This window comes from Pseudovibrio axinellae (assembly GCF_900110875.1).
Lineage (GTDB): Bacteria > Pseudomonadota > Alphaproteobacteria > Rhizobiales > Stappiaceae > Pseudovibrio > Pseudovibrio axinellae.
The window spans coordinates 34,834-52,950 of the sequence record NZ_FOFM01000007.1 but is presented as its reverse complement, the minus strand read 5'-3'; the positions used below and the strand labels follow the sequence as shown (position 1 = coordinate 52,950).

Sequence of the window (18,117 nt, the reverse complement as noted above, 5' to 3'; positions counted from 1 at the left end):
GTATCGTTTTCACTTCATTTGGCCTTTAGCTTTGAAAGCAGGCTTTGGAAGCGCCCGGGTAAAGTTGGATCAGGTGTCCATTCAATATCCTGTCCATCGCCTTTGCTGCGCGGTACAATGTGAAAGTGCAGATGAAATGCATCCTGCTGCGCTTCAGCGCCATTGCTGCTGACAATCTGGATATTGTTTATATTCAATTTTTCTTTGTAGATCAGGCAAATCTCTCTAATGGCGCAGGTTAGCTTGATCAGGTCATCTTCTTGCACATCAAAGATATTGGTCGAATGTCGTTTAGGCACGACCAGCGTGTGATATGGCGAGATTGACCCGCGATCAAAGAAAGCTATTACACTTTCATTCTCGAAGACTGTAGCATCCGGCTTCAATCGGCCTTCCGCGATTTCACAAAAAGTGCATTGGGTCATGGGCTCATGGTAGATGACGCTTTGCAGATTATCTATAGGAGCTCAAAGGGTTCTTTCCAGACAATCAGGTACTGGAACTTTAATCGGGCAGTTTCTCTTGGAATAAATGTGCGCGGTATGATCACAGGGGCTGGTAATTCCAGTGGCTGTGACCTATATCAGCCCTTGCGTCGCTGCGCGGTTCGTGAGGAGTGTCACATCCCCGGGCCTTACGTTTTCCTTTGGGAGCTGTACCTGTCCTCGCTCGTGGGCTTGGGCACACGGCGCCCACCTACATAGTAGGTTTCCGGGATTACATACACTCTGACGGCCGAGGCGGCACGCACTTCTCTTCTAGCCTATCCTTTTTTAATGCGTATTCTGGTCCCTCACTGGGAAACCGGCTTACTTTGCGAATATGCAGTTTAATCGAAAGAGGTGGGCGTTGATGTCCCAAGACAGCAAAAGTTCAGAGCAAGAACTTGCCAAGCACGCGGTGCGAAAAGCAGGCCTTGCTGCCCGTGCAGGCCTTTCGCCTGTTGAACGCATTGAGCACTCTTTGGCACTTACTAATTTTGCTGATGCGCTGGGCGTGGTGCCGGGAGATATGGTTGCCGGGTTCTGGCCAATTCGCGATGAGGTTGATCCGCGTCCTTTAATGGATGCATTAGCGCGCAGAGGATGTTCTCTTTGCCTGCCGGTTGTGCAGGGTGAAAACCTCGTGTTTCGCCGCCTGGAGAAAGATGGCCAGCTGGAACCTGCCGGATTTGGAAGCATGGCGCCTGGCCCTGATGCGCAGGCCGTTCGCCCCAATGTTGTGCTGGTGCCACTCTCAGCTTTTGACCGGAATTGCAATCGTATTGGATATGGCAAAGGATTTTATGATCGCGCGTTGAGCGAATTGGAAAAACTTGCCGATCTGACAGCGATTGGGGTTGCATTTGCGGTGCAACAGGTAGAAGAGGTTCCGATGGAACCACACGACCGTCAACTGGATGGTATCCTGAGTGACCGTGGGTTCTTGAAAGCTGGTGACTAGAGCGATTAAGACCTTCCAGATTGGAAGGGGCGCTGAAGTCCAAAATGATATGCGCGTATTCTTTCATTACAGAACTGTGGGTCATGAATACGCTTGAAAGGGTGTATATATGCAGCTGCTGTTTCTTGGGGATCTGGTTGGACGTACTGGCCGCAACGCGGTGATTGACGAACTGCCCCAACTCGTTGAGGACAATAGTTTGGATTTCGTCGTCGTGAATGGCGAAAATTCCGCAGCGGGTTTTGGTATTACCGAAGAAATTTTGCTGAATGTGGTTGATGCTGGGGCAGATGTTGTCACGACGGGCAACCATATCTGGGATCAGCGTGATACACTCGTTTACATCGAGCGCCAGAACCAGCTTCTACGCCCTGCCAACTATCCTGTTGGAACACCGGGTAAGGGGGCTAACCTTTACCGCGCAAAGAATGGTGCGGATGTGCTGGTGGTGAACGTGATGGGCCGTGTTTACATGGACGCGCTTGATTGCCCATTTGCTGCTATTGACAAGATTTTGGGTGACTGCCCACTGGGCGCTATGGCTGATGCGATCATTATTGATATGCACGCCGAGGCGACCAGTGAAAAACAAGCGATGGGTCACTTCTGTGATGGCCGTGCCTCGCTTGTCGTTGGTACGCATACCCACGTTCCAACCGCTGACCACCAGGTGCTCGTTGGAGGCACGGCTTATATGTCTGATGCGGGTATGTGTGGTGATTATGACTCTGTGCTGGGCATGGAGAAAGAAGAGCCAGTCAACCGCTTCCTGCGTAAAATGAATGGTGCACGCTTTACCCCAGCGATGGGCGAGGCAACCATTTGTGGTGTTGCTGTTGAAACGGATGATCGCACGGGCCTTGCCAAGCATGTTTCCCCGGTTCGCATCGGTGGTCGTTTGTCGCAGATCATTCCACCGTTTTGGCCAACTGCCGGCGAGTAACCTCCTTATTAACTGCAGGTCTGGGCTTTAAGATTGGCAGGCAAGAGTAAGTCCGTGTTAAAACGGGATGTTTCTTGCTCTGGATTTTGTAGCTCAGGCGGCTTATAAGCTGTCATCAAAATTACTCGACGTTTTACGACTGTCGCTGCCGGAGCGAGCGCTGTCCAAGCTATCTGCGGCTTGGTGAGCGCTCCTTTGAGCCGAGAATATTGTTATAAACACAAGCCGGGAAGATCTATGGCCGGACATTCAAAATTTAAAAACATCATGCACCGCAAGGGCCGTCAGGATGCCGTGCGTTCCAAGATGTTCTCCAAACTCTCCAAGGAAATCACCGTAGCTGCAAAGATGGGTGATCCTGATCCGGATAAAAACCCGCGTTTGCGTCTGGCTGTACAGAACGCAAAAGGGCAGTCTATGCCTAAGGACAACATCCAGCGTGCGATTAACAAGTCGCAGCAAGGTGATGGTGCGGACTACACGGAAATTCGCTACGAAGGCTACGGCCCGGGCGGTACTGCAATTATTGTTGAAGTGCTGACTGACAACCGCAACCGCTCTGCTGGTGCTGTTCGTTCGTACTTTACCAAATACGGTGGTTCTATGGGTGAAACTGGTTCAGTTTCCTTCATGTTCGATCGTGTTGGCGAGATCACTTACAAGCTGGAAGCTGGTGATGCCGACAAGCTGATGGAAGCTGGCATTGAAGCAGGCGCTGAAGACGTTTTAACAGACGACGAAGCCCACACCATCATCTGTGCATTTGAAGATCTCTCTGAAGTTTCCAAAGCATTGGAAACTGATTTGGGTGAAGCAGACTCTGTCAAAATCATCTGGAAGCCGCAGAATCTGGTTCCAGTTGATGAAGAAAAAGCTGGCACACTTATGAAGCTTATGGACGTGATTGAAGAGGATGATGACGTGCAGAATGTCTTCTCTAACTTCGACATCTCCGAGGAAGTTATGGCGAAACTTGGCTAAGCTCCAAGTGCGCTCGTGAACAAAAAGGCGGTACGGTTGCGTGCCGCCTTTTTTGTTTGGGTGGTGCTTCCACAAAGTACTCGGCACCTTGCTGACGGGTGTTGCTGTTCATCGCTCAAAACCGCAACTGCCTTCAGCGCAGTCTTTGCACCTTTGCCTCTACGTCCGAAATGGGGCTGTATGTGCCAGAGAGTGGGCGGCAACCGCGGCTATTCGTTGTCGAGGAAAGTCTCCAGGTGCTGGAGTGGCAGGGCACCGTTTGCTTTAAGGGTGCGGATTGCGAAGTTAGAACGCACATCCTCAACGCCGTCGAGAGTCATCAGGAAGTCTGAGAGGAAGACGTCGTAGGCTTCTAGCGTTGGAACAACGATTTCTGCGAGAATATCAGACTGGCCGGAAACCAGATGGCAGGAGACAACCTCTGGCTGGGATGTCACCCGCTCAATGATCATCATGATCTGAGCTTTGCTTTGTTTGCCGACGCGCATTTCAACAAAGACGGTCATTCCAAGGCCGACCGTTTTGCGATCTACGGAAGCCTGGTAGCCGTTAATGACACCACTGTCTTCTAGGTTTTTGACGCGGCGCAAGCATGGAGATGGAGACAGGGCAACCTTCCCCGCCAGCTCTACGTTGGTGAGGCGTCCGTCTTCCTGAAGGTTCTTCAGGATCTCAAGGTCAATTTTGTCGAGCGATGATTTTGGCATAAAACTATATTTTTCGTCTGTTTCTAGGGTTATTATTGCGAGAGTTAAGGTGTTTTCCGAGTTCTAGCAAGGTCTAATGACTTTTTTGAGCCTGGTGCGGCGGCTGTCACTATTTGTTTGGTTTGGACTGCTTCGTTCAACAGACTATAAATACGATGACTGGTTCCTCCAATCAGGACGAATGGACGAAATGCCGAGAATTTCTCAATAACCATCTTTCAGAGGGTGCAGCCTTCTCGCTGTTGACCCGTTTTGCAAGAAATTAAAGCGTGGGCAGGGAATCGAGCGTTGATGCACAGTGGCTTCGCCTCAGTGCAGGTGCTCTGGGCATGGGTTGCAGTTGCATGGCTGCGCGAGCTCCTTACTTCAATCAGAGCGGGTTCTTTGTTGCAGATTGCGCAGGAACGCGTGGATTACTCCCGAATTTTCGCGGATTAAGCGGTTGGCGTTCGTTACTGGCTAGCGTCCTTAATGATTTTTCGTTACCGGTTTGTTCTATGGATCATTCAATTCGAATCATGGGTGTGGACCCCGGTCTGCGGAACACCGGTTGGGGCATTATTGATGCCAAAGGCAATCGCGTCAGCTTTATTGCAAGTGGCACGATACAATCCAACAGCAAGTACTCCCTCGCAGAACGGCTCAAGCAGTTGTACACTGGCTTACAGGATGTGATTGAACGTTATGATCCGGCAGAAGCATCTGTTGAGAATACGTTTGTGAACAAAGATGCGGGGGCAACGCTTAAACTGGGACAGGCAAGAGGGATCGCCCTGCTTGTGCCATCTCTGCATAATCTGGCGGTTTCAGAATACGCGCCAAACCTGGTGAAGAAGACCGTAGTGGGAACAGGGCATGCGGAGAAAGAACAAATCCGTATGATGGTGAAGGTGTTGATGCCCAAAGCAACATTCAACTCTGATGATGCAGCGGATGCGCTTGCGATCGCGATTTGCCATAGCCACCATAGGGGCAGTGTAACAGGCCGTCTGGCCGCAGCGGAGGCTCGCTTGAAATGATCGGGAAGCTTAAAGGTGTTGTCGATAGCTACGGAGATGACTTCGTGCTGCTGGATGTGCAAGGTGTTTGCTATCAGGTGCATTGTCCATCGCGGGTTTTGCAGCATTTGCCTCGTGTTGGTGAAGCTGCTGTGCTTGCCATTGAAACAATGGTGCGTGAAGACATGATCAAACTCTTCGGGTTTTCCGAGGATTCTGAACGTGAATGGTTCCGCCTTTTGATGACCGTACAAGGTGTTGGCGCAAAGGTTGCGTTGGGCATTCTTGGTATTATGAAGGCCTCTGAAGTTGCAAATGCGATCGCGCTGGGCGACAAAACTGCTGTGACCCGCGCTCCCGGTGTGGGCAAGCGTGTTGCTGAGCGGATTGTTTCTGAATTGAAAGATAAAGCGCCCGCGTTTGCATCCGTGGAAGGTGAAACGATTGCGGTCTCGCAAGCTGTACAGGAAAACGTGGCGTCTCGTCCGATCGCCGACGCTGTGTCGGCACTGTCCAATCTTGGCTATCAACCTGCGCAGGCTTCCGCTGCGGTGGCGGCAGCTGTGAAGACTGCTGGTGAAGATGCGAGCGCTGAAAAACTAATTCGCCTCGGCCTTAAGGAACTTGCATAATGAATGAGGGTGAGGATCGCCTTGTTACTCCCGAAATTCGGGGTGACGAGATTGATAGTGGAACGCGTCCCCAAACTCTGGACGACTTTACAGGGCAGGCGCAGGCTCGTGAGAACCTGAAGGTTTTCATTGGAGCTGCAAAAGCGCGGAGTGAAGCGCTGGACCATGTGCTGTTTGTTGGGCCTCCCGGTCTTGGTAAGACAACGCTGGCGCAGATTATGGCGCGTGAGCTGGGCGTGAACTTTCGCGCAACGTCTGGCCCGGTGATTGCAAAGGCGGGCGATCTTGCTGCCTTGCTGACCAACCTTGAGGATCGCGATGTTCTTTTCATTGACGAGATCCACCGGCTTAACCCTGCTGTTGAAGAAGTGCTTTACCCCGCCATGGAAGATTATCAGCTTGATCTGATCATCGGTGAGGGGCCTGCTGCACGGTCTGTGAAGATTGACCTGGCCAAGTTTACGCTGATTGCGGCAACCACTCGTATTGGCTTGTTGACCACGCCGTTGCGCGACCGCTTTGGTATTCCGGTCCGTCTGGAGTTCTACACTCCAGAAGAGCTGGAGCTGATTGTTAAACGTGGTGCGCGCTTGTTGGGCATCGGGATGAGCGATGCTGGTGCTCGTGAAATTGCCAAGCGCTCACGAGGAACCCCTCGTATTGCTGGGCGTTTGTTGCGCCGTGTGCGTGATTTTGCGATTGTGGCAGGTGATGCTGAGATCGATACTGGGCTGGCCGACCGGGCTTTGCGGCAACTGGAAGTGGACAGTGCCGGGTTTGATAGTCTGGATAGGCGCTATCTGAAGCAGATCGCATTAAACTTTGGAGGAGGTCCTGTTGGGATTGAAACCATAGCGGCAGCGCTTTCTGAACCGCGGGATGCAATTGAAGAGATTGTGGAGCCATATCTGATCCAGAATGGGTATTTGCAGCGTACACCACGTGGGCGAATCCTTACACCAGTTGCCTTCCAGCACCTTGGTCTGGCAGTGCCGAATAATCCGAATGCACCTCAGATGGCCCTTTTTCAACATGTTGAAGACTGATCTGAAGCGATGAGCGAAAATAAAATTGAGACAAATTGGCCTGATCTGACTGGCCGTATTGTTGGCAAGCAGCACATTTTGCCTGTGCGTGTATATTATGAGGATACCGACTTTTCTGGTGTCGTCTACCACGCCTCCTATTTGAAGTTCATGGAGCGTGGCCGTACCGAAGTTTTGCGGATGCGTGGTGTGCACCACCATGAATTGGATACAGGTCTGCATGGGGAGCGCCTGGCATTTGCCGTTCGCCATATGGATATTGACTTTTTGAAGCCCGCCCGAATCGACGATGTGCTTGAAGTGCATACGGATATCACCGAGTGCAAAGGCGTTCGGCTGATCATTCAACAACGGGTTATGCGTGGTGACGAAGTTTTGATCACTGCAAAAGTGACAGCAGTTGCTATTTCTGCAGAGGGCAAACCACGGCGACTTCCCAAGGGCCTGATAGCAAAGATGAACGGCGAAGAAGCCCAGTAAAACCTCGCTATAAATCCCTAATATCCATTTAAAGTAAACGGGACTGGACCCCTTTTAATCCTTCAGTAACCTTAAACATGTCTTTTCAATAATGCCTTCAATGCTGGCGTTAGTCGAAGTTTCGCCAAATTCGACAGGCAGGAAGGCTACTAAATGTTTAATGGACTGGTTGTGTTCGTGGCAGGGGTTCTACCATGAGCTGGTCTTTGGGTTATCAGGGCAAGAGGTCCTTACTACATGAACTCTAAGGTAATGAAACTCGTTGTGGCTGCGAGCACAGCGCTCGCAAGCACTATGCCAATGGCTGCACTTGCCCAGGATGTGCAATCTGTTGAGCTTGGTGCTTCTGCTGGTTCGGGTTTGTCTTATATTTCGCTTTTTATGGAAGCGGATATCGTCGTTAAAATTGTGATGATCGGTCTGATTGCAGCTTCTGTGTGGAGCTGGGCAATCATTTTTGACAAGGTCGTTCTTTATGCGCGCTCTCGCCGCCAGATGAGCCGGTTTGAAACTGTGTTCTGGTCTGGCCAGTCGCTGGAAGAGCTGTACAAATCACTCTCATCGCGTGCCAACAATGGCATGTCTGCTTTGTTTGTTGCTGCAATGCGTGAGTGGAAGCGCTCTCATGAAGGGGATCGCCCCGCGATTGGAAGTCTTCAGCAGCGGATAGACCGGGTCATGGACCTGACGATTTCGCGCGAAGTTGAGCGGTTTGAAAAACGTCTTTTGTTCCTGGCAACCATTGGCAGTGCAGCCCCGTTTATCGGTTTGTTCGGTACTGTTTGGGGCATCATGAATGCCTTTACCTCTATCGCAGCTTCCAAAAACACCAGCCTTGCTGTTGTGGCTCCGGGTATTGCTGAAGCACTGTTTGCAACGGGCATTGGTCTCGTTGCGGCTATTCCAGCGGTTATTGCCTACAACAAACTCCAGAGCGATTCCGGTAAGCTTGCTGCGCGGATGGAAGGCTTTGCAGATGAGTTTTCTGCGATCCTTTCCCGCCGTATTGATGAGCGAGCATAAGTCATGGGTATGAGCACTGGAGCAGCTGGTGGAGGTGGACGCTCAGGCGGCAGACGTGGTCGCCGCAGGCATTCACACGCACCAATGAGCGAAATTAACGTGACGCCAATGGTGGATGTGATGCTGGTGCTGCTGATCATCTTCATGGTGGCAGCTCCGTTGCTGACCGTAGGCGTTCCTATTGATTTGCCTGAAACCCGCGCCAAAGCGATGGAAGGGGACACTGAGCCGATAGCGATTTCTGTGAAGTCGGACGGCAAGGTGTACATTCAGGATACTGAGATCCCGGTTGATGAGCTGATCGCCAAACTCGGAGCAATTGCCGAGAATGGTTACAATGAGCGTATCTACGTGCGTGGTGATCAGGACGCGGATTATGGGATCATCATGAAAGTCATGGGCCAAATCAATGCTGCCGGATACAAGCGCATTGGGCTTGTTACTCTAGAGGAGCAGGGTTAACCGGGATGCGTGCAGGTCTTATCGCATCACTAGCTGTACACGTGGTCGTGCTCGTTGCCGGTGCAGTTTCGCTCAATTTCGGCAAGGAACTGCCGAGTTCGCTTGTCGATTCACTGCCTGTGGATCTGGTGCCTGTGAGTGAGCTTACAAAACTTCAGCTCGGTACCAAAAAAGCCATCGAGATAAAGGAAGCTGCTCTTCAGCCGACGAAAAAGCCTGCCGAAAAGCCGGAGCCGGACAAAAAGACTGGTGAAGCTAAGAAAGAGGTGAAGAAGGTTCAGGAAGCAGCGAAGGAAGTGCAGCAGGCAGAAACGCCACCACCACCGCCTCCTTCTGAACCAGAGCCAGCTCTCAAGGAGCAACCTAAAGAGAAGGCACCTTCTGAGACGGCTGAGCTTGGACCGGATGTTGAAAAGGCTGAAAAGCCTAAGCCCGTTGTGAAGGTTCGGCCGCGTACAAAACCAACTCCTCCGGTGCGTACGAAGAGGCCGAAGAAAGAAGAGCCAAAGAAGGACTTTAACGCTCGCATGGCCGCGCTGTTGAACAAGACGAATGCGAAGTCTAGTGGAACGGCAAGCTCAGCAAAGCCTGCTTCGCTCGGGTCCGAGCTTGGGCAGAGTAATGTGAAGATGAGTCAGTCTGAGCTGGATGCGCTTCGTTCACAAGTTGCACAGTGCTGGAACCCACCAGTGGGGGCAGCTGGTGCGGAAGATATGACAGTGCGTTTGCAATTCAACTTGAGCCGTACTGGTGAGGTTGAAGGGCAAACACGAGTCCTGAACTCAAGCAATAATCCAGCATTTCGTGCTGCTGCCAGCAGTGCAGAGCGAGCGGTCTTCCGCTGCGGGCCGTATTCACTACCGGCTGCGAAATACGATGCTTGGAAAACCGTTATCTTGAATTTTGATCCTCGCGCAATGCTTGGATACTAGGTATTGAGATTGAAAGGAGCTGAGGTCGATGTCCTTTGCGATACGACTTAACCCAATGCAAACAACAGGGATGAAGCAAATGTGGCGCCGTGCGTGCCGCGTTGTTGCTGGTGCCCTTGCTGTTGCTGTAATTTCTCAACCTGCCTTTGCACTGATTGAACTTGATATCACTCAGGGCAACGTTGAGCCTATGCCGATTGCGATTTCTCCCTTTGCAGGTTCTGGCTTGCAGGAGGATGTGGCTGGACAAATTTCATCTGTTGTCGCTGCTGATTTGCAACGTTCAGGTTTATTCAAACCGATTGATCCAACGGCACATATCCAGCAGAAGATGAATGTTAGCACCATGCCGCGGTTTGGTGACTGGAGAACCATTGGCTCCCAAGCTTTGGTAACCGGTTCTATCGCGCAGCAAGCCAACGGGCAGATTCGTGCTGAGTTTCGTTTGTGGGATGTGTTTGCTGGGCAGCAGTTGATTGGTCAGCAGTTTTTTACCACTCCAGAAAACTGGCGTCGTCTGGCTCACATCATTTCTGATGCGATCTATCAGCGTTTGACTGGCGAAAAAGGTTACTTTGATACCCGGGTAGTCTTCATCGACGAAAGCGGACCAAAGGATGCACGCCGCAAGCGCCTTGCGATTATGGATCAGGATGGGGCGAATGTGCGCTATCTGACACGTGGTGATGATTTGGTGCTGACGCCGCGGTTCTCGCCTGTTTCTCAGGAAGTTACCTACATGTCTTATGTGGGCGGCAATCCGCAGGTTTACCTGTTTAATATTGAGACTGGACAGCGTGAAGTTCTGGGTAATTTTCCTGGTATGACGTTTGCGCCGCGCTTCTCCCCTGATGGCCAGAAAGTCATTATGAGTTTGCAGCAGGGCAGCAACGCGAACCTTTACCTTATGGATTTACGGACCCGCCGGACAACCCGGTTGAGCAACACCGCGGCCATCGATACAAGCCCGTCTTTTTCTCCGGATGGACGCCAGATTGTGTTTGAAAGTGACCGTGGCGGTTCGCAGCAGCTTTATGTGATGAATGCCAACGGAAGTGATGCAAAGCGGATTTCATTTGGTCCAGGTCAGTATTCTACGCCGGTGTGGTCTCCGCGTGGTGATTTGATTGCCTTTACTAAGGTGCATCAGGGGCGCTTCATGATCGGTGTTATTCGCCCTGATGGCAAAGGTGAACGTATTCTCACAGAGGGCTATCACAATGAAGGGCCTGCCTGGTCTCCAAATGGCCGTGTGCTTACTTTCTTCCGCGATACTGTTGGAGAGCACGGTGGTCCGCAGGTCTGGACGGTTGATCTGACTGGCTATAATGAACAGCTGGTTACGACCCCAAGCTTCGCGTCAGATCCAGCATGGTCGCCGCTGCTCGACTAAACAAATGCTCAGACCCCAATTTCTTACGGGATTTTGGGGTCGTTAGTGCTTCATTAACCAATAAATTCAAGTTACTCTTAACTAAGTTGGTCTACCGCTTTTTTTAATCCTCGAGGTTTGAGGGACAGGAGATTCTATAAATGTCAAAGACGCTGTTCGCGCGTGGGGCGCGTTTTGCCGCTGTGCTTGGTCTGTGCCTCATTGCTGCTGCATGTGCGCAGACTCGCCCTGAACTTACCGGTAATAGTTCTGTAGTTGCTGGCTCGGGTCAGGACTTTGTTGTGAATGTTGGGGATCGTGTATTCTTCCTCAACAATCAAAGTTCCCTTAATGGTGCAGCTCGTGCTGTGCTGGATAAGCAGGCGCAATGGCTTCAGCACTACAAGAATTACTCGGTTACGATTGAAGGTCATGCTGATGAGCGCGGGACCCGTCAGTACAACATTGCATTGGGTGCACGTCGTGCTGCTGCGGTTAGAGAATACCTTGTGGCAAAAGGTGTTAGCCCAACACGCCTCAAGACAATCTCTTACGGCAAAGAGCGCCCGGTCGCCGTTTGCAATGCAGCTTCCTGCTGGAGCCAGAACCGCCGTGCTGTGACTGTATTGAGCGGCCAGTAATTGAGTTTGATTTGTTGAAACAAAAAAGGCTTCTCCAATTTTGGGGGAGCCTTTTTTGTTGAAACTGCTGCAAACTTGTAGGAAAACGAGAGAAGGTCGGGGAGAAGTCCCAAATAGGCCAGAAACACTGATTGTGTGCCCTATTTTTGTCTTTTCCTCTTGCCAAGAGATGAGAAATTCCGACCCAATTCTAGGAAGGTGTCTCAGGAGATAATTGATGGCTCTTTACCGACGTATTGCAACAAGCCTTGTTGTTCTTACGCTTGCAGCTTCTATAAGCTTACCTGCGTCTGCGCAGCTTTTCGGTTCTTCCAAAAATGATGAAAGCGCTCAAAATACTGCGCGCCTTGGTCAACTGGAGGAACAGGTTCGCCTCCTGACAGGTAAGGTCGAAGAGCTTAATCACAAGCTGCGACTTACAGAAGATCAGCTGCGGCGGTCTCAGGAGGATGTTGAGTATCGTCTTCAGCAACTGGAAAACCCGGGTCAGACACCACGTGTCGTGCCAGCTCCAGCTGTTCAAACGCCGAACGCAGCATCTCCTGCAAACCGTAGCCAGCAGCTATCGAACTTGAGTACACCGGCTCAAGGTACAAGTGGCGGGCCACTGGACCTTTCCCAGATCGCACGTGGCAATACTGCTGCACCGACCGGTTCTGCAAGTGGTCAAAGCGCTGGCTCTCTGCAATTCTCCGGCAGAGTGAATGAGCTGCTGACTGGAGAGCCGCAATCAGATTACAACGCGATTTACGGCCTGATGGTTGCTGGCAACTACCCTGCGGCCACTGAAGGCTTTGATACTTTTCTCGGGATGTATCCAGACCACGAGCTGACTGCGAATGCACAGCACTGGTTTGGCGAGAGCCTTTTGGCTCAGCGCCAGTATGAAAGTGCAGCACAGGCCTTTTTGAAAAGCTACACGGATTTCCCCGAAAGTGAGCTAGCCCCTGAAAGTTTACTGAAGCTTGGAACGGCACTAACTGGTATGGGAAATGCTCCCGCTGCTTGTGAGACCTATGAGCAGCTTCTCGCCAATTTCCAATTTGCAGCTCCGGCTGTTTTGGAGCAGGCCAAGGTGCAGCAAAAACGTGACAACTGCCTCTAATCAAGTTGCTCAATTTTCCTTTGAAGAGCTCGACGCGCTTTTTGGAGAGTATAAGTCTTTTCGCCGGATCGCCATTGGTGTGTCCGGCGGTGTTGATTCTATGGGCTTGCTTTACCTTCTCAAGCAATGGGCGCAGGACGTTGGGGCCGCAGCGCCTGAGCTGTATGCGTTTACCGTCAATCATGGCCTGCGTGCTGAGGCTGCCGGTGAAGCTGCTGGCGTTGCGCAGTATTGTACGCGCCTCAAGGTGCCACATGAGATATTGAACTGGGTTGGAGACAAGCCGTCTTCGAATATCCAGTCTGAAGCCCGCGATGCCCGCCATGCCTTGTTGCGGCAGGCAGCAGAGCACCAGGGATGTGAGGCGCTGGTGCTTGCGCATCATCTGGAAGATCAGGCTGAGACATTTCTAACGCGCCTTGCACGTGGTAGCGGGGTTTATGGGCTTGCTGGTATTCGAAAGCAACGCGAACTTGATGGCTTTCATATTTGCCGCCCCTTGTTGGATATAAAGAAAGAACGCCTGAAAGCTGCGCTTGAAGCTTCAAATGTACAATGGTTTGAAGATCCTTCCAATGAAGATGAGCAGTTTACCCGTGTGAAGTTTCGGCAAGCCCAGCAGGAGCTGGATGCACTTGGCCTGACGACAAGCAAACTGGCAGACACCGCTCACCGTATGGCCCGCGCTGCCGATGCTATTGATGCATGGGTGGATGAAATTGCTGAAAAGTCTTGCACGTTTCACAGTGCCGGGCCAGTTCGCTTTGACAGCTCATGCCTTGAGTACCTTCCTGACGAAATCGGCTTACGCTTGATTGGACGTTTGGTCCGCTATATCTCAGGTGCTCCATATGTGCCGCGTTTGGCCAAACTTGAAGGGTTGTATGAGACCTTGAAAAGAACGGATGGCGCGCGCGCGGCGACGCTTGGTGGTGTGCAGTTTGTCTTGGCAAAGCCGCTCAGTGATGCTGTTTGGTTTTGCTTTAGAGAAGCCGGGCGTACTGGTTTGTCAGAGGTTAATGTAAGTCCAGGGGATGAGGGAATCTGGGACAGGCGGTGGCGCTATAAGGCCGAGCATTCGTGCCAAAGCTTTAGAATCACGTCTGTGCAGAACGCGCTTTGTGGAGACTTTGAGCTGGAAATACCCGTTAACTGGCTGAAAACAGCATTTCTGACGGCTCCGCTTATTGTTTTTGCCAGTGGGGTATCCTACATGCCTTGGAAGAAGATTGGTCGCACTGCTGCTGATGCAGCGGTGAGATCTAAGACCGACGGAATTTCAATGGTTCCAGTGAGCAGAACATTTTGAATAAATCTTAGTTCTGCTGGCGTTCTGTTAAATCGATGCATTTATGCTTTAGAGGAATGCAACTTGAACGTCTGGGCTGGTAATGTTGAAATTAGCGGAGCTTCAATCCTGAATTATCAGGGGTGACTTGCACAAATCCGTTGGCCTTAAGACAACTGAGAAAGAATCTGTGTCATTCTCAGGAAAATATAGCAAGCTTTGAATAGCTTGTTATGATCTTGACAAAGACACGTGCGAGGATCGCCGCCACCTTGCGGTAAAGGGATCGAAATGAACACCAATTTCCGGAATTTTGCCCTCTGGGTGATTATTGGTCTGTTGCTGATAGCGCTTTTCCAGCTCTTTCAGAATCCGACCTCACGAAGTAATACGAATGAAATTGCATACTCTCAGTTTATAAACCAAGCTGAGCAGGGCGATATCCGTGAGGTTACGATACAGGAGCAACAGATTACCGGCAAATATAGCAATGGCGGTACATTCCAGACCTATGCGCCTAGCGATGCCAAATATGTTGAAGTGTTGCAGAACAAGGGTGTTCTGATCAACGCGAAGCCTCCTTCAGAGAACTTCTCCTTGATCGGCGCGCTGATTTCTTGGCTGCCTATGCTGTTGATCCTTGGTATCTGGATCTTCGTAATGCGCCAAATGCAGGGTTCTGGCGGCAAGGCGATGGGCTTTGGTAAGTCTAAAGCGAAATTACTGACCGAATCTTCTGGTAAGGTGACGTTTGAGGATGTTGCTGGCATTGATGAAGCCAAAGAAGACCTTCAGGAAATTGTTGACTTCCTGCGTGATCCGCAGAAATATCAACGCCTTGGTGGCCGTATCCCACGCGGTGTGCTGCTTGTTGGCCCTCCTGGTACCGGTAAGACGCTGACTGCGCGTGCTGTTGCAGGCGAAGCGAATGTACCATTCTTCACCATCTCCGGTTCTGACTTTGTTGAGATGTTTGTAGGTGTTGGTGCATCTCGTGTCCGTGACATGTTCGAGCAGGCGAAAAAGAACTCACCATGTATCATCTTTATCGATGAGATCGATGCTGTTGGTCGTCATCGTGGGGCAGGCCTTGGTGGTGGTAACGATGAACGCGAGCAGACCCTTAACCAGCTCCTTGTTGAGATGGATGGCTTTGAAGCCAACGAGGGCGTGATCATTATTGCAGCGACCAACCGTCCTGATGTTCTGGATCCAGCACTTCTGCGTCCGGGTCGTTTTGACCGCCAAATTGTTGTACCAAACCCTGATATCACGGGCCGCGAAAAGATCCTTAAAGTGCATATGCGTAAAGTGCCTTTGGCTCCGGATGTTAATGTGCATACACTTGCTCGCGGTACACCTGGCTTCTCCGGTGCTGACCTGATGAACCTTGTGAACGAAGCAGCTCTTCTTGCCGCTCGTCGCTCCAAGCGTTTGGTTACAATGGCCGAGTTTGAAGACGCAAAAGACAAAGTGATGATGGGTGCAGAACGCCGTACGCTGATCATGACTGAAGAAGAGAAAAAACTAACAGCTTATCACGAGGCTGGTCACGCTCTTGTGGCAATGCATATGCCTGCATCTGATCCTGTCCATAAGGCAACCATTATTCCTCGTGGCCGTGCCCTTGGTATGGTGATGCGTCTTCCGGAAAAAGACCAGGTTTCGCTGACCCGCGCCAAGTGTAAAGCTGACCTTGCTGTTGCGATGGGTGGCCGCGTGGCTGAAGAGATGATCTTTGGTTATGAAAAAGTCACTTCCGGTGCCTCTGGCGATATTCAGATGGCAACGAAGCTTGCAAAAGCCATGGCAACTCAGTTCGGTATGTCCGACAAGCTCGGCCCATTGCTTTACGGTGAAAACCAAGAGGAAGTCTTCCTTGGCCACTCCGTAGCCAAAACCCAGAATGTGTCTGACGAAACTCAGAAGATGGTTGATGCAGAAGTGAAAAGCTTTGTGAACCAGGGTTATGAGACCGCAAACAAGCTCTTGCGCGAACACGAAGACCAGTTGCATCTGGTTGCTCAGGGTCTGTTAGAGTATGAGACTCTTTCAGGTGATGAGATCCGCAAGATGCTCGATGGTGAGCAGCCTGTCCGCGATACAGGTGATGATACACCATCTACACCGCGGTCAACGGGTGTTCCTTCTGCTGGTGGCAAGAAACACGGTGGTCCGTCTTCCGACGGTCTTAACCCACAGCCACAAAGCTAAAACGACGTTTTTAAAGTGTCTTTAATAGAATTGAAATGCCCGGCTATTAAGCCGGGCATTTGTTATGTTACCCAGTGTTTTGGTCGTGATTATCGGGAATTGTAAAAGGTCGACTTGCTATAGATTGCAAGATCAGCCGTAACAATTAGATACATCATTTGACAGGACCGATCGGGAACAAACATGTATCACCATACCTATTGAATCGCCTTGGGATGGTGCTCTTGGCCTTTATGAATTTTGGGGAAGTACCAGATGTCGCGAAAATACTTTGGCACAGATGGAATACGCGGTACGGCAAATATATGGCCAATGACCGCAGAGGTTGCGCTGAAGGTCGGTATGGCTGCAGGCGTTGTTTTCCGGCGCGGCAAGTATCGCCATAGGGTTGTAATTGGGAAGGATACGCGTCTTTCTGGTTACATGATCGAAAATGCTTTGGTGGCTGGTTTCACCGCAATGGGCATGGATGTCTTTTTACTTGGTCCGACACCAACCCCCGCCGTTGCCATGCTGACGCGCTCCATGCGCGCTGATATTGGTGTGATGATTTCTGCAAGTCATAACCCGTTTGAAGACAACGGTATTAAGTTTTTTGGGCCTGATGGTTTTAAGCTCTCTGATGAAGTCGAGCTTCAGATCGAGCGCCTGATTGATAGCGATATGTCGCTGAACCTTTCCGAGCCCGGGGTGGTTGGTCGTGCCACGCGCGTCGCCAGTACGCGAGATCGCTACATTGAGTTTGCCAAGCACACTTTGCCGCGGAACTTGTCACTCAATGGTATGCGAGTTGTCATCGATTGTGCGAACGGTGCTGCTTACAACGTGGCCCCTGAAATTCTTTGGGAATTGGGCGCTGAGGTCTTCCCTATGGGTGTCGACCCTAACGGCCTCAATATTAACAAGGATTGCGGCTCTACATCGCCAGAGGCATTGGCGCAGAAAGTGCATGAAGTACGCGCTGATATTGGTATCGCACTTGATGGTGATGCTGACCGTGTGATCATTGTTGATGAAAAGAGCAAGGTGGTTGATGGTGACCAACTCATGGCGGTGATCGCAGAATCCTGGAATGAAGAGGGGCGCTTGTCTGCCCCAGGTATCGTCGCCACGGTGATGTCGAACCTAGGCCTGGATCGTTACTTGCAAACACTGGGTTTAACTCTGGTGCGTGCGAAGGTTGGTGACCGCTACGTTGTGGAGCGTATGCGAGAGATTGGCTTCAATGTCGGCGGAGAGCAGTCTGGCCATATTGTGATGTCTGACTTTGGAACCACCGGAGATGGGTTGGTTGCTGCGTTGCAGATCCTCGCTTGTGTGAAGAAGATGGATAAGCCGGTTTCTGAAGTCTGTAACCGATTCGTTCCGGTGCCTCAGATCCTTATAAATGTGCGTTATAAAGGCGGTGAACCGCTCAATGATGAGAGTGTTCAGGCCGTAATCAAGGCCGGTGAAAAGAAACTCGGCAAACAGGGGCGCCTTGTTATTCGTGCTTCTGGTACTGAGCCACTCATCCGTGTGATGGGCGAAGCAGACGATGAAAAGCTTCTGCATAAGGTCGTTGACAGTATCGTCTCTGCTGTGAAGGCTGCAGCTTCTAGTTAATTGAAATAAAAGCAAATTTTTGAATAACAAGGCGGGTATTTTCGGATATCCGCCTTGTTTGTTTTTATGATTGCGCTTCGCATAAGTAAATGTAAATTAACTATTATGAAATAGCAAAGAAGAGCTGCATTAGTTATTTGTTAATAATAAATATTAGGGTTAATAATACTGGTTAATTTATAGGTAATTCTTTGCCTGTAGAAAATGCTTAGGTTTTATTCAAGGGCTACTGTCACGTGGACCGG

At 50.8% G+C, this 18,117-nt stretch carries 18 protein-coding genes and 1 other RNA gene; 17 read left to right on the top strand and 2 right to left on the bottom strand.

Annotated elements, in window-relative coordinates; all coding sequences use genetic code 11:
- Positions 1-14: 14 nt before the first annotated feature.
- Entirely contained in the window at positions 15-425 is a 411-nt protein-coding gene (locus BMZ51_RS15510; protein ID WP_068004038.1) for an HIT family protein, read from the bottom strand.
- Between the two features lie 167 nt (positions 426-592).
- Here BMZ51_RS15510 and ssrS point away from each other — a divergent pair.
- The 4 genes from ssrS (at position 593) to BMZ51_RS15490 (ending at position 3,367) form a co-directional block, all read left to right on the top strand.
- A non-coding RNA gene (gene ssrS, locus BMZ51_RS15505) (6S RNA) lies at positions 593-750 on the top strand.
- A gap of 99 nt (positions 751-849) precedes the next feature.
- The gene (locus BMZ51_RS15500; protein WP_068004240.1) at positions 850-1,443 is read left to right on the top strand and encodes a 5-formyltetrahydrofolate cyclo-ligase; all 594 of its coding nucleotides are present in this window, start codon (positions 850-852) and stop codon (positions 1,441-1,443) included.
- Between the two features lie 109 nt (positions 1,444-1,552).
- Positions 1,553-2,386 (top strand): TIGR00282 family metallophosphoesterase, encoded by an 834-nt coding sequence (locus BMZ51_RS15495; RefSeq protein ID WP_068004047.1) that lies wholly within the window; start codon positions 1,553-1,555, stop codon positions 2,384-2,386.
- Positions 2,387-2,623: 237 nt separating this feature from the next.
- The gene (locus tag BMZ51_RS15490; RefSeq protein WP_068004049.1) at positions 2,624-3,367 is read left to right on the top strand and encodes a YebC/PmpR family DNA-binding transcriptional regulator; all 744 of its coding nucleotides are present in this window, start codon (positions 2,624-2,626) and stop codon (positions 3,365-3,367) included.
- 209 nt (positions 3,368-3,576) lie between these two features.
- On the opposite strand, the gene BMZ51_RS15485 is transcribed toward BMZ51_RS15490, so the two are convergent.
- Positions 3,577-4,074 (bottom strand): Lrp/AsnC family transcriptional regulator, encoded by a 498-nt coding sequence (locus BMZ51_RS15485; RefSeq protein ID WP_068004050.1) that lies wholly within the window; start codon positions 4,072-4,074, stop codon positions 3,577-3,579.
- A gap of 497 nt (positions 4,075-4,571) precedes the next feature.
- Between BMZ51_RS15485 and ruvC the strand changes: the two genes are divergently transcribed.
- The 13 genes from ruvC (at position 4,572) to glmM (ending at position 17,872) form a co-directional block, all read left to right on the top strand.
- Positions 4,572-5,093 carry a crossover junction endodeoxyribonuclease RuvC gene (ruvC, locus tag BMZ51_RS15480; protein WP_074882145.1) on the top strand — a complete coding sequence of 174 codons (522 nt, stop codon included), beginning with the start codon at positions 4,572-4,574 and terminating at the stop codon, positions 5,091-5,093.
- Positions 5,090-5,704 carry a Holliday junction branch migration protein RuvA gene (gene ruvA, locus BMZ51_RS15475; protein WP_068004054.1) on the top strand — a complete coding sequence of 205 codons (615 nt, stop codon included), beginning with the start codon at positions 5,090-5,092 and terminating at the stop codon, positions 5,702-5,704. Before ruvC ends, ruvA begins: the two co-directional genes overlap by 4 nt.
- Positions 5,704-6,750 (top strand): Holliday junction branch migration DNA helicase RuvB, encoded by a 1,047-nt coding sequence (ruvB, locus tag BMZ51_RS15470; protein ID WP_068004055.1) that lies wholly within the window; start codon positions 5,704-5,706, stop codon positions 6,748-6,750. Before ruvA ends, ruvB begins: the two co-directional genes overlap by 1 nt.
- A gap of 9 nt (positions 6,751-6,759) precedes the next feature.
- The gene (ybgC, locus tag BMZ51_RS15465) at positions 6,760-7,230 is read left to right on the top strand and encodes a tol-pal system-associated acyl-CoA thioesterase (protein WP_068004056.1); all 471 of its coding nucleotides are present in this window, start codon (positions 6,760-6,762) and stop codon (positions 7,228-7,230) included.
- A 237-nt stretch (positions 7,231-7,467) separates the two neighbouring features.
- On the top strand, positions 7,468-8,253 hold the full coding sequence (gene tolQ / locus BMZ51_RS15460; RefSeq protein ID WP_068004065.1) for a protein TolQ: 786 nt from the start codon (positions 7,468-7,470) through the stop codon (positions 8,251-8,253).
- 3 nt (positions 8,254-8,256) lie between these two features.
- The gene (gene tolR, locus BMZ51_RS15455; protein WP_068004068.1) at positions 8,257-8,715 is read left to right on the top strand and encodes a protein TolR; all 459 of its coding nucleotides are present in this window, start codon (positions 8,257-8,259) and stop codon (positions 8,713-8,715) included.
- A 5-nt stretch (positions 8,716-8,720) separates the two neighbouring features.
- The gene (locus tag BMZ51_RS15450) at positions 8,721-9,647 is read left to right on the top strand and encodes a cell envelope biogenesis protein TolA (protein WP_068004071.1); all 927 of its coding nucleotides are present in this window, start codon (positions 8,721-8,723) and stop codon (positions 9,645-9,647) included.
- A 28-nt stretch (positions 9,648-9,675) separates the two neighbouring features.
- Positions 9,676-11,040 (top strand): Tol-Pal system beta propeller repeat protein TolB, encoded by a 1,365-nt coding sequence (gene tolB / locus BMZ51_RS15445; protein WP_068004074.1) that lies wholly within the window; start codon positions 9,676-9,678, stop codon positions 11,038-11,040.
- Positions 11,041-11,180: 140 nt separating this feature from the next.
- Positions 11,181-11,660 (top strand): peptidoglycan-associated lipoprotein Pal, encoded by a 480-nt coding sequence (gene pal, locus BMZ51_RS15440; protein ID WP_068004077.1) that lies wholly within the window; start codon positions 11,181-11,183, stop codon positions 11,658-11,660.
- 217 nt (positions 11,661-11,877) lie between these two features.
- Entirely contained in the window at positions 11,878-12,765 is an 888-nt protein-coding gene (gene ybgF, locus BMZ51_RS15435; protein WP_068004079.1) for a tol-pal system protein YbgF, read from the top strand.
- A complete protein-coding gene (gene tilS, locus BMZ51_RS15430; protein WP_068004091.1) occupies positions 12,749-14,074 on the top strand; it encodes a tRNA lysidine(34) synthetase TilS in 1,326 nt (441 codons plus the stop codon). Before ybgF ends, tilS begins: the two co-directional genes overlap by 17 nt.
- A gap of 270 nt (positions 14,075-14,344) precedes the next feature.
- The gene (gene ftsH, locus BMZ51_RS15425) at positions 14,345-16,267 is read left to right on the top strand and encodes an ATP-dependent zinc metalloprotease FtsH (protein ID WP_068004094.1); all 1,923 of its coding nucleotides are present in this window, start codon (positions 14,345-14,347) and stop codon (positions 16,265-16,267) included.
- A gap of 255 nt (positions 16,268-16,522) precedes the next feature.
- A complete protein-coding gene (gene glmM / locus BMZ51_RS15420; RefSeq protein WP_068004097.1) occupies positions 16,523-17,872 on the top strand; it encodes a phosphoglucosamine mutase in 1,350 nt (449 codons plus the stop codon).
- The last annotated feature ends 245 nt before the right edge of the window (positions 17,873-18,117 follow it).

What these genes read in the sequence shown, in the direction of transcription:
- ruvB (WP_068004055.1), top strand. Translation starts at nt 5,704, where the DNA reads ATGAATGAGGGTGAGGATCGCCTTGTTACTCCCGAAATTCGGGGTGAC.
- ftsH (WP_068004094.1), top strand. Translation starts at nt 14,345, where the DNA reads ATGAACACCAATTTCCGGAATTTTGCCCTCTGGGTGATTATTGGTCTG.
- ruvC (WP_074882145.1), top strand. Translation starts at nt 4,572, where the DNA reads ATGGATCATTCAATTCGAATCATGGGTGTGGACCCCGGTCTGCGGAAC.
- tolR (WP_068004068.1), top strand. Translation starts at nt 8,257, where the DNA reads ATGGGTATGAGCACTGGAGCAGCTGGTGGAGGTGGACGCTCAGGCGGC.
- glmM (WP_068004097.1), top strand. Translation starts at nt 16,523, where the DNA reads ATGTCGCGAAAATACTTTGGCACAGATGGAATACGCGGTACGGCAAAT.
- ybgF (WP_068004079.1), top strand. Translation starts at nt 11,878, where the DNA reads ATGGCTCTTTACCGACGTATTGCAACAAGCCTTGTTGTTCTTACGCTT.
- BMZ51_RS15450 (WP_068004071.1), top strand. Translation starts at nt 8,721, where the DNA reads ATGCGTGCAGGTCTTATCGCATCACTAGCTGTACACGTGGTCGTGCTC.
- BMZ51_RS15485 (WP_068004050.1), bottom strand. Translation starts at nt 4,074, where the DNA reads ATGCCAAAATCATCGCTCGACAAAATTGACCTTGAGATCCTGAAGAAC.
- BMZ51_RS15495 (WP_068004047.1), top strand. Translation starts at nt 1,553, where the DNA reads ATGCAGCTGCTGTTTCTTGGGGATCTGGTTGGACGTACTGGCCGCAAC.
- BMZ51_RS15490 (WP_068004049.1), top strand. Translation starts at nt 2,624, where the DNA reads ATGGCCGGACATTCAAAATTTAAAAACATCATGCACCGCAAGGGCCGT.
- ruvA (WP_068004054.1), top strand. Translation starts at nt 5,090, where the DNA reads ATGATCGGGAAGCTTAAAGGTGTTGTCGATAGCTACGGAGATGACTTC.
- tolQ (WP_068004065.1), top strand. Translation starts at nt 7,468, where the DNA reads ATGAACTCTAAGGTAATGAAACTCGTTGTGGCTGCGAGCACAGCGCTC.
- pal (WP_068004077.1), top strand. Translation starts at nt 11,181, where the DNA reads ATGTCAAAGACGCTGTTCGCGCGTGGGGCGCGTTTTGCCGCTGTGCTT.
- tolB (WP_068004074.1), top strand. Translation starts at nt 9,676, where the DNA reads ATGTCCTTTGCGATACGACTTAACCCAATGCAAACAACAGGGATGAAG.
- BMZ51_RS15510 (WP_068004038.1), bottom strand. Translation starts at nt 425, where the DNA reads ATGACCCAATGCACTTTTTGTGAAATCGCGGAAGGCCGATTGAAGCCG.
- ybgC (WP_068004056.1), top strand. Translation starts at nt 6,760, where the DNA reads ATGAGCGAAAATAAAATTGAGACAAATTGGCCTGATCTGACTGGCCGT.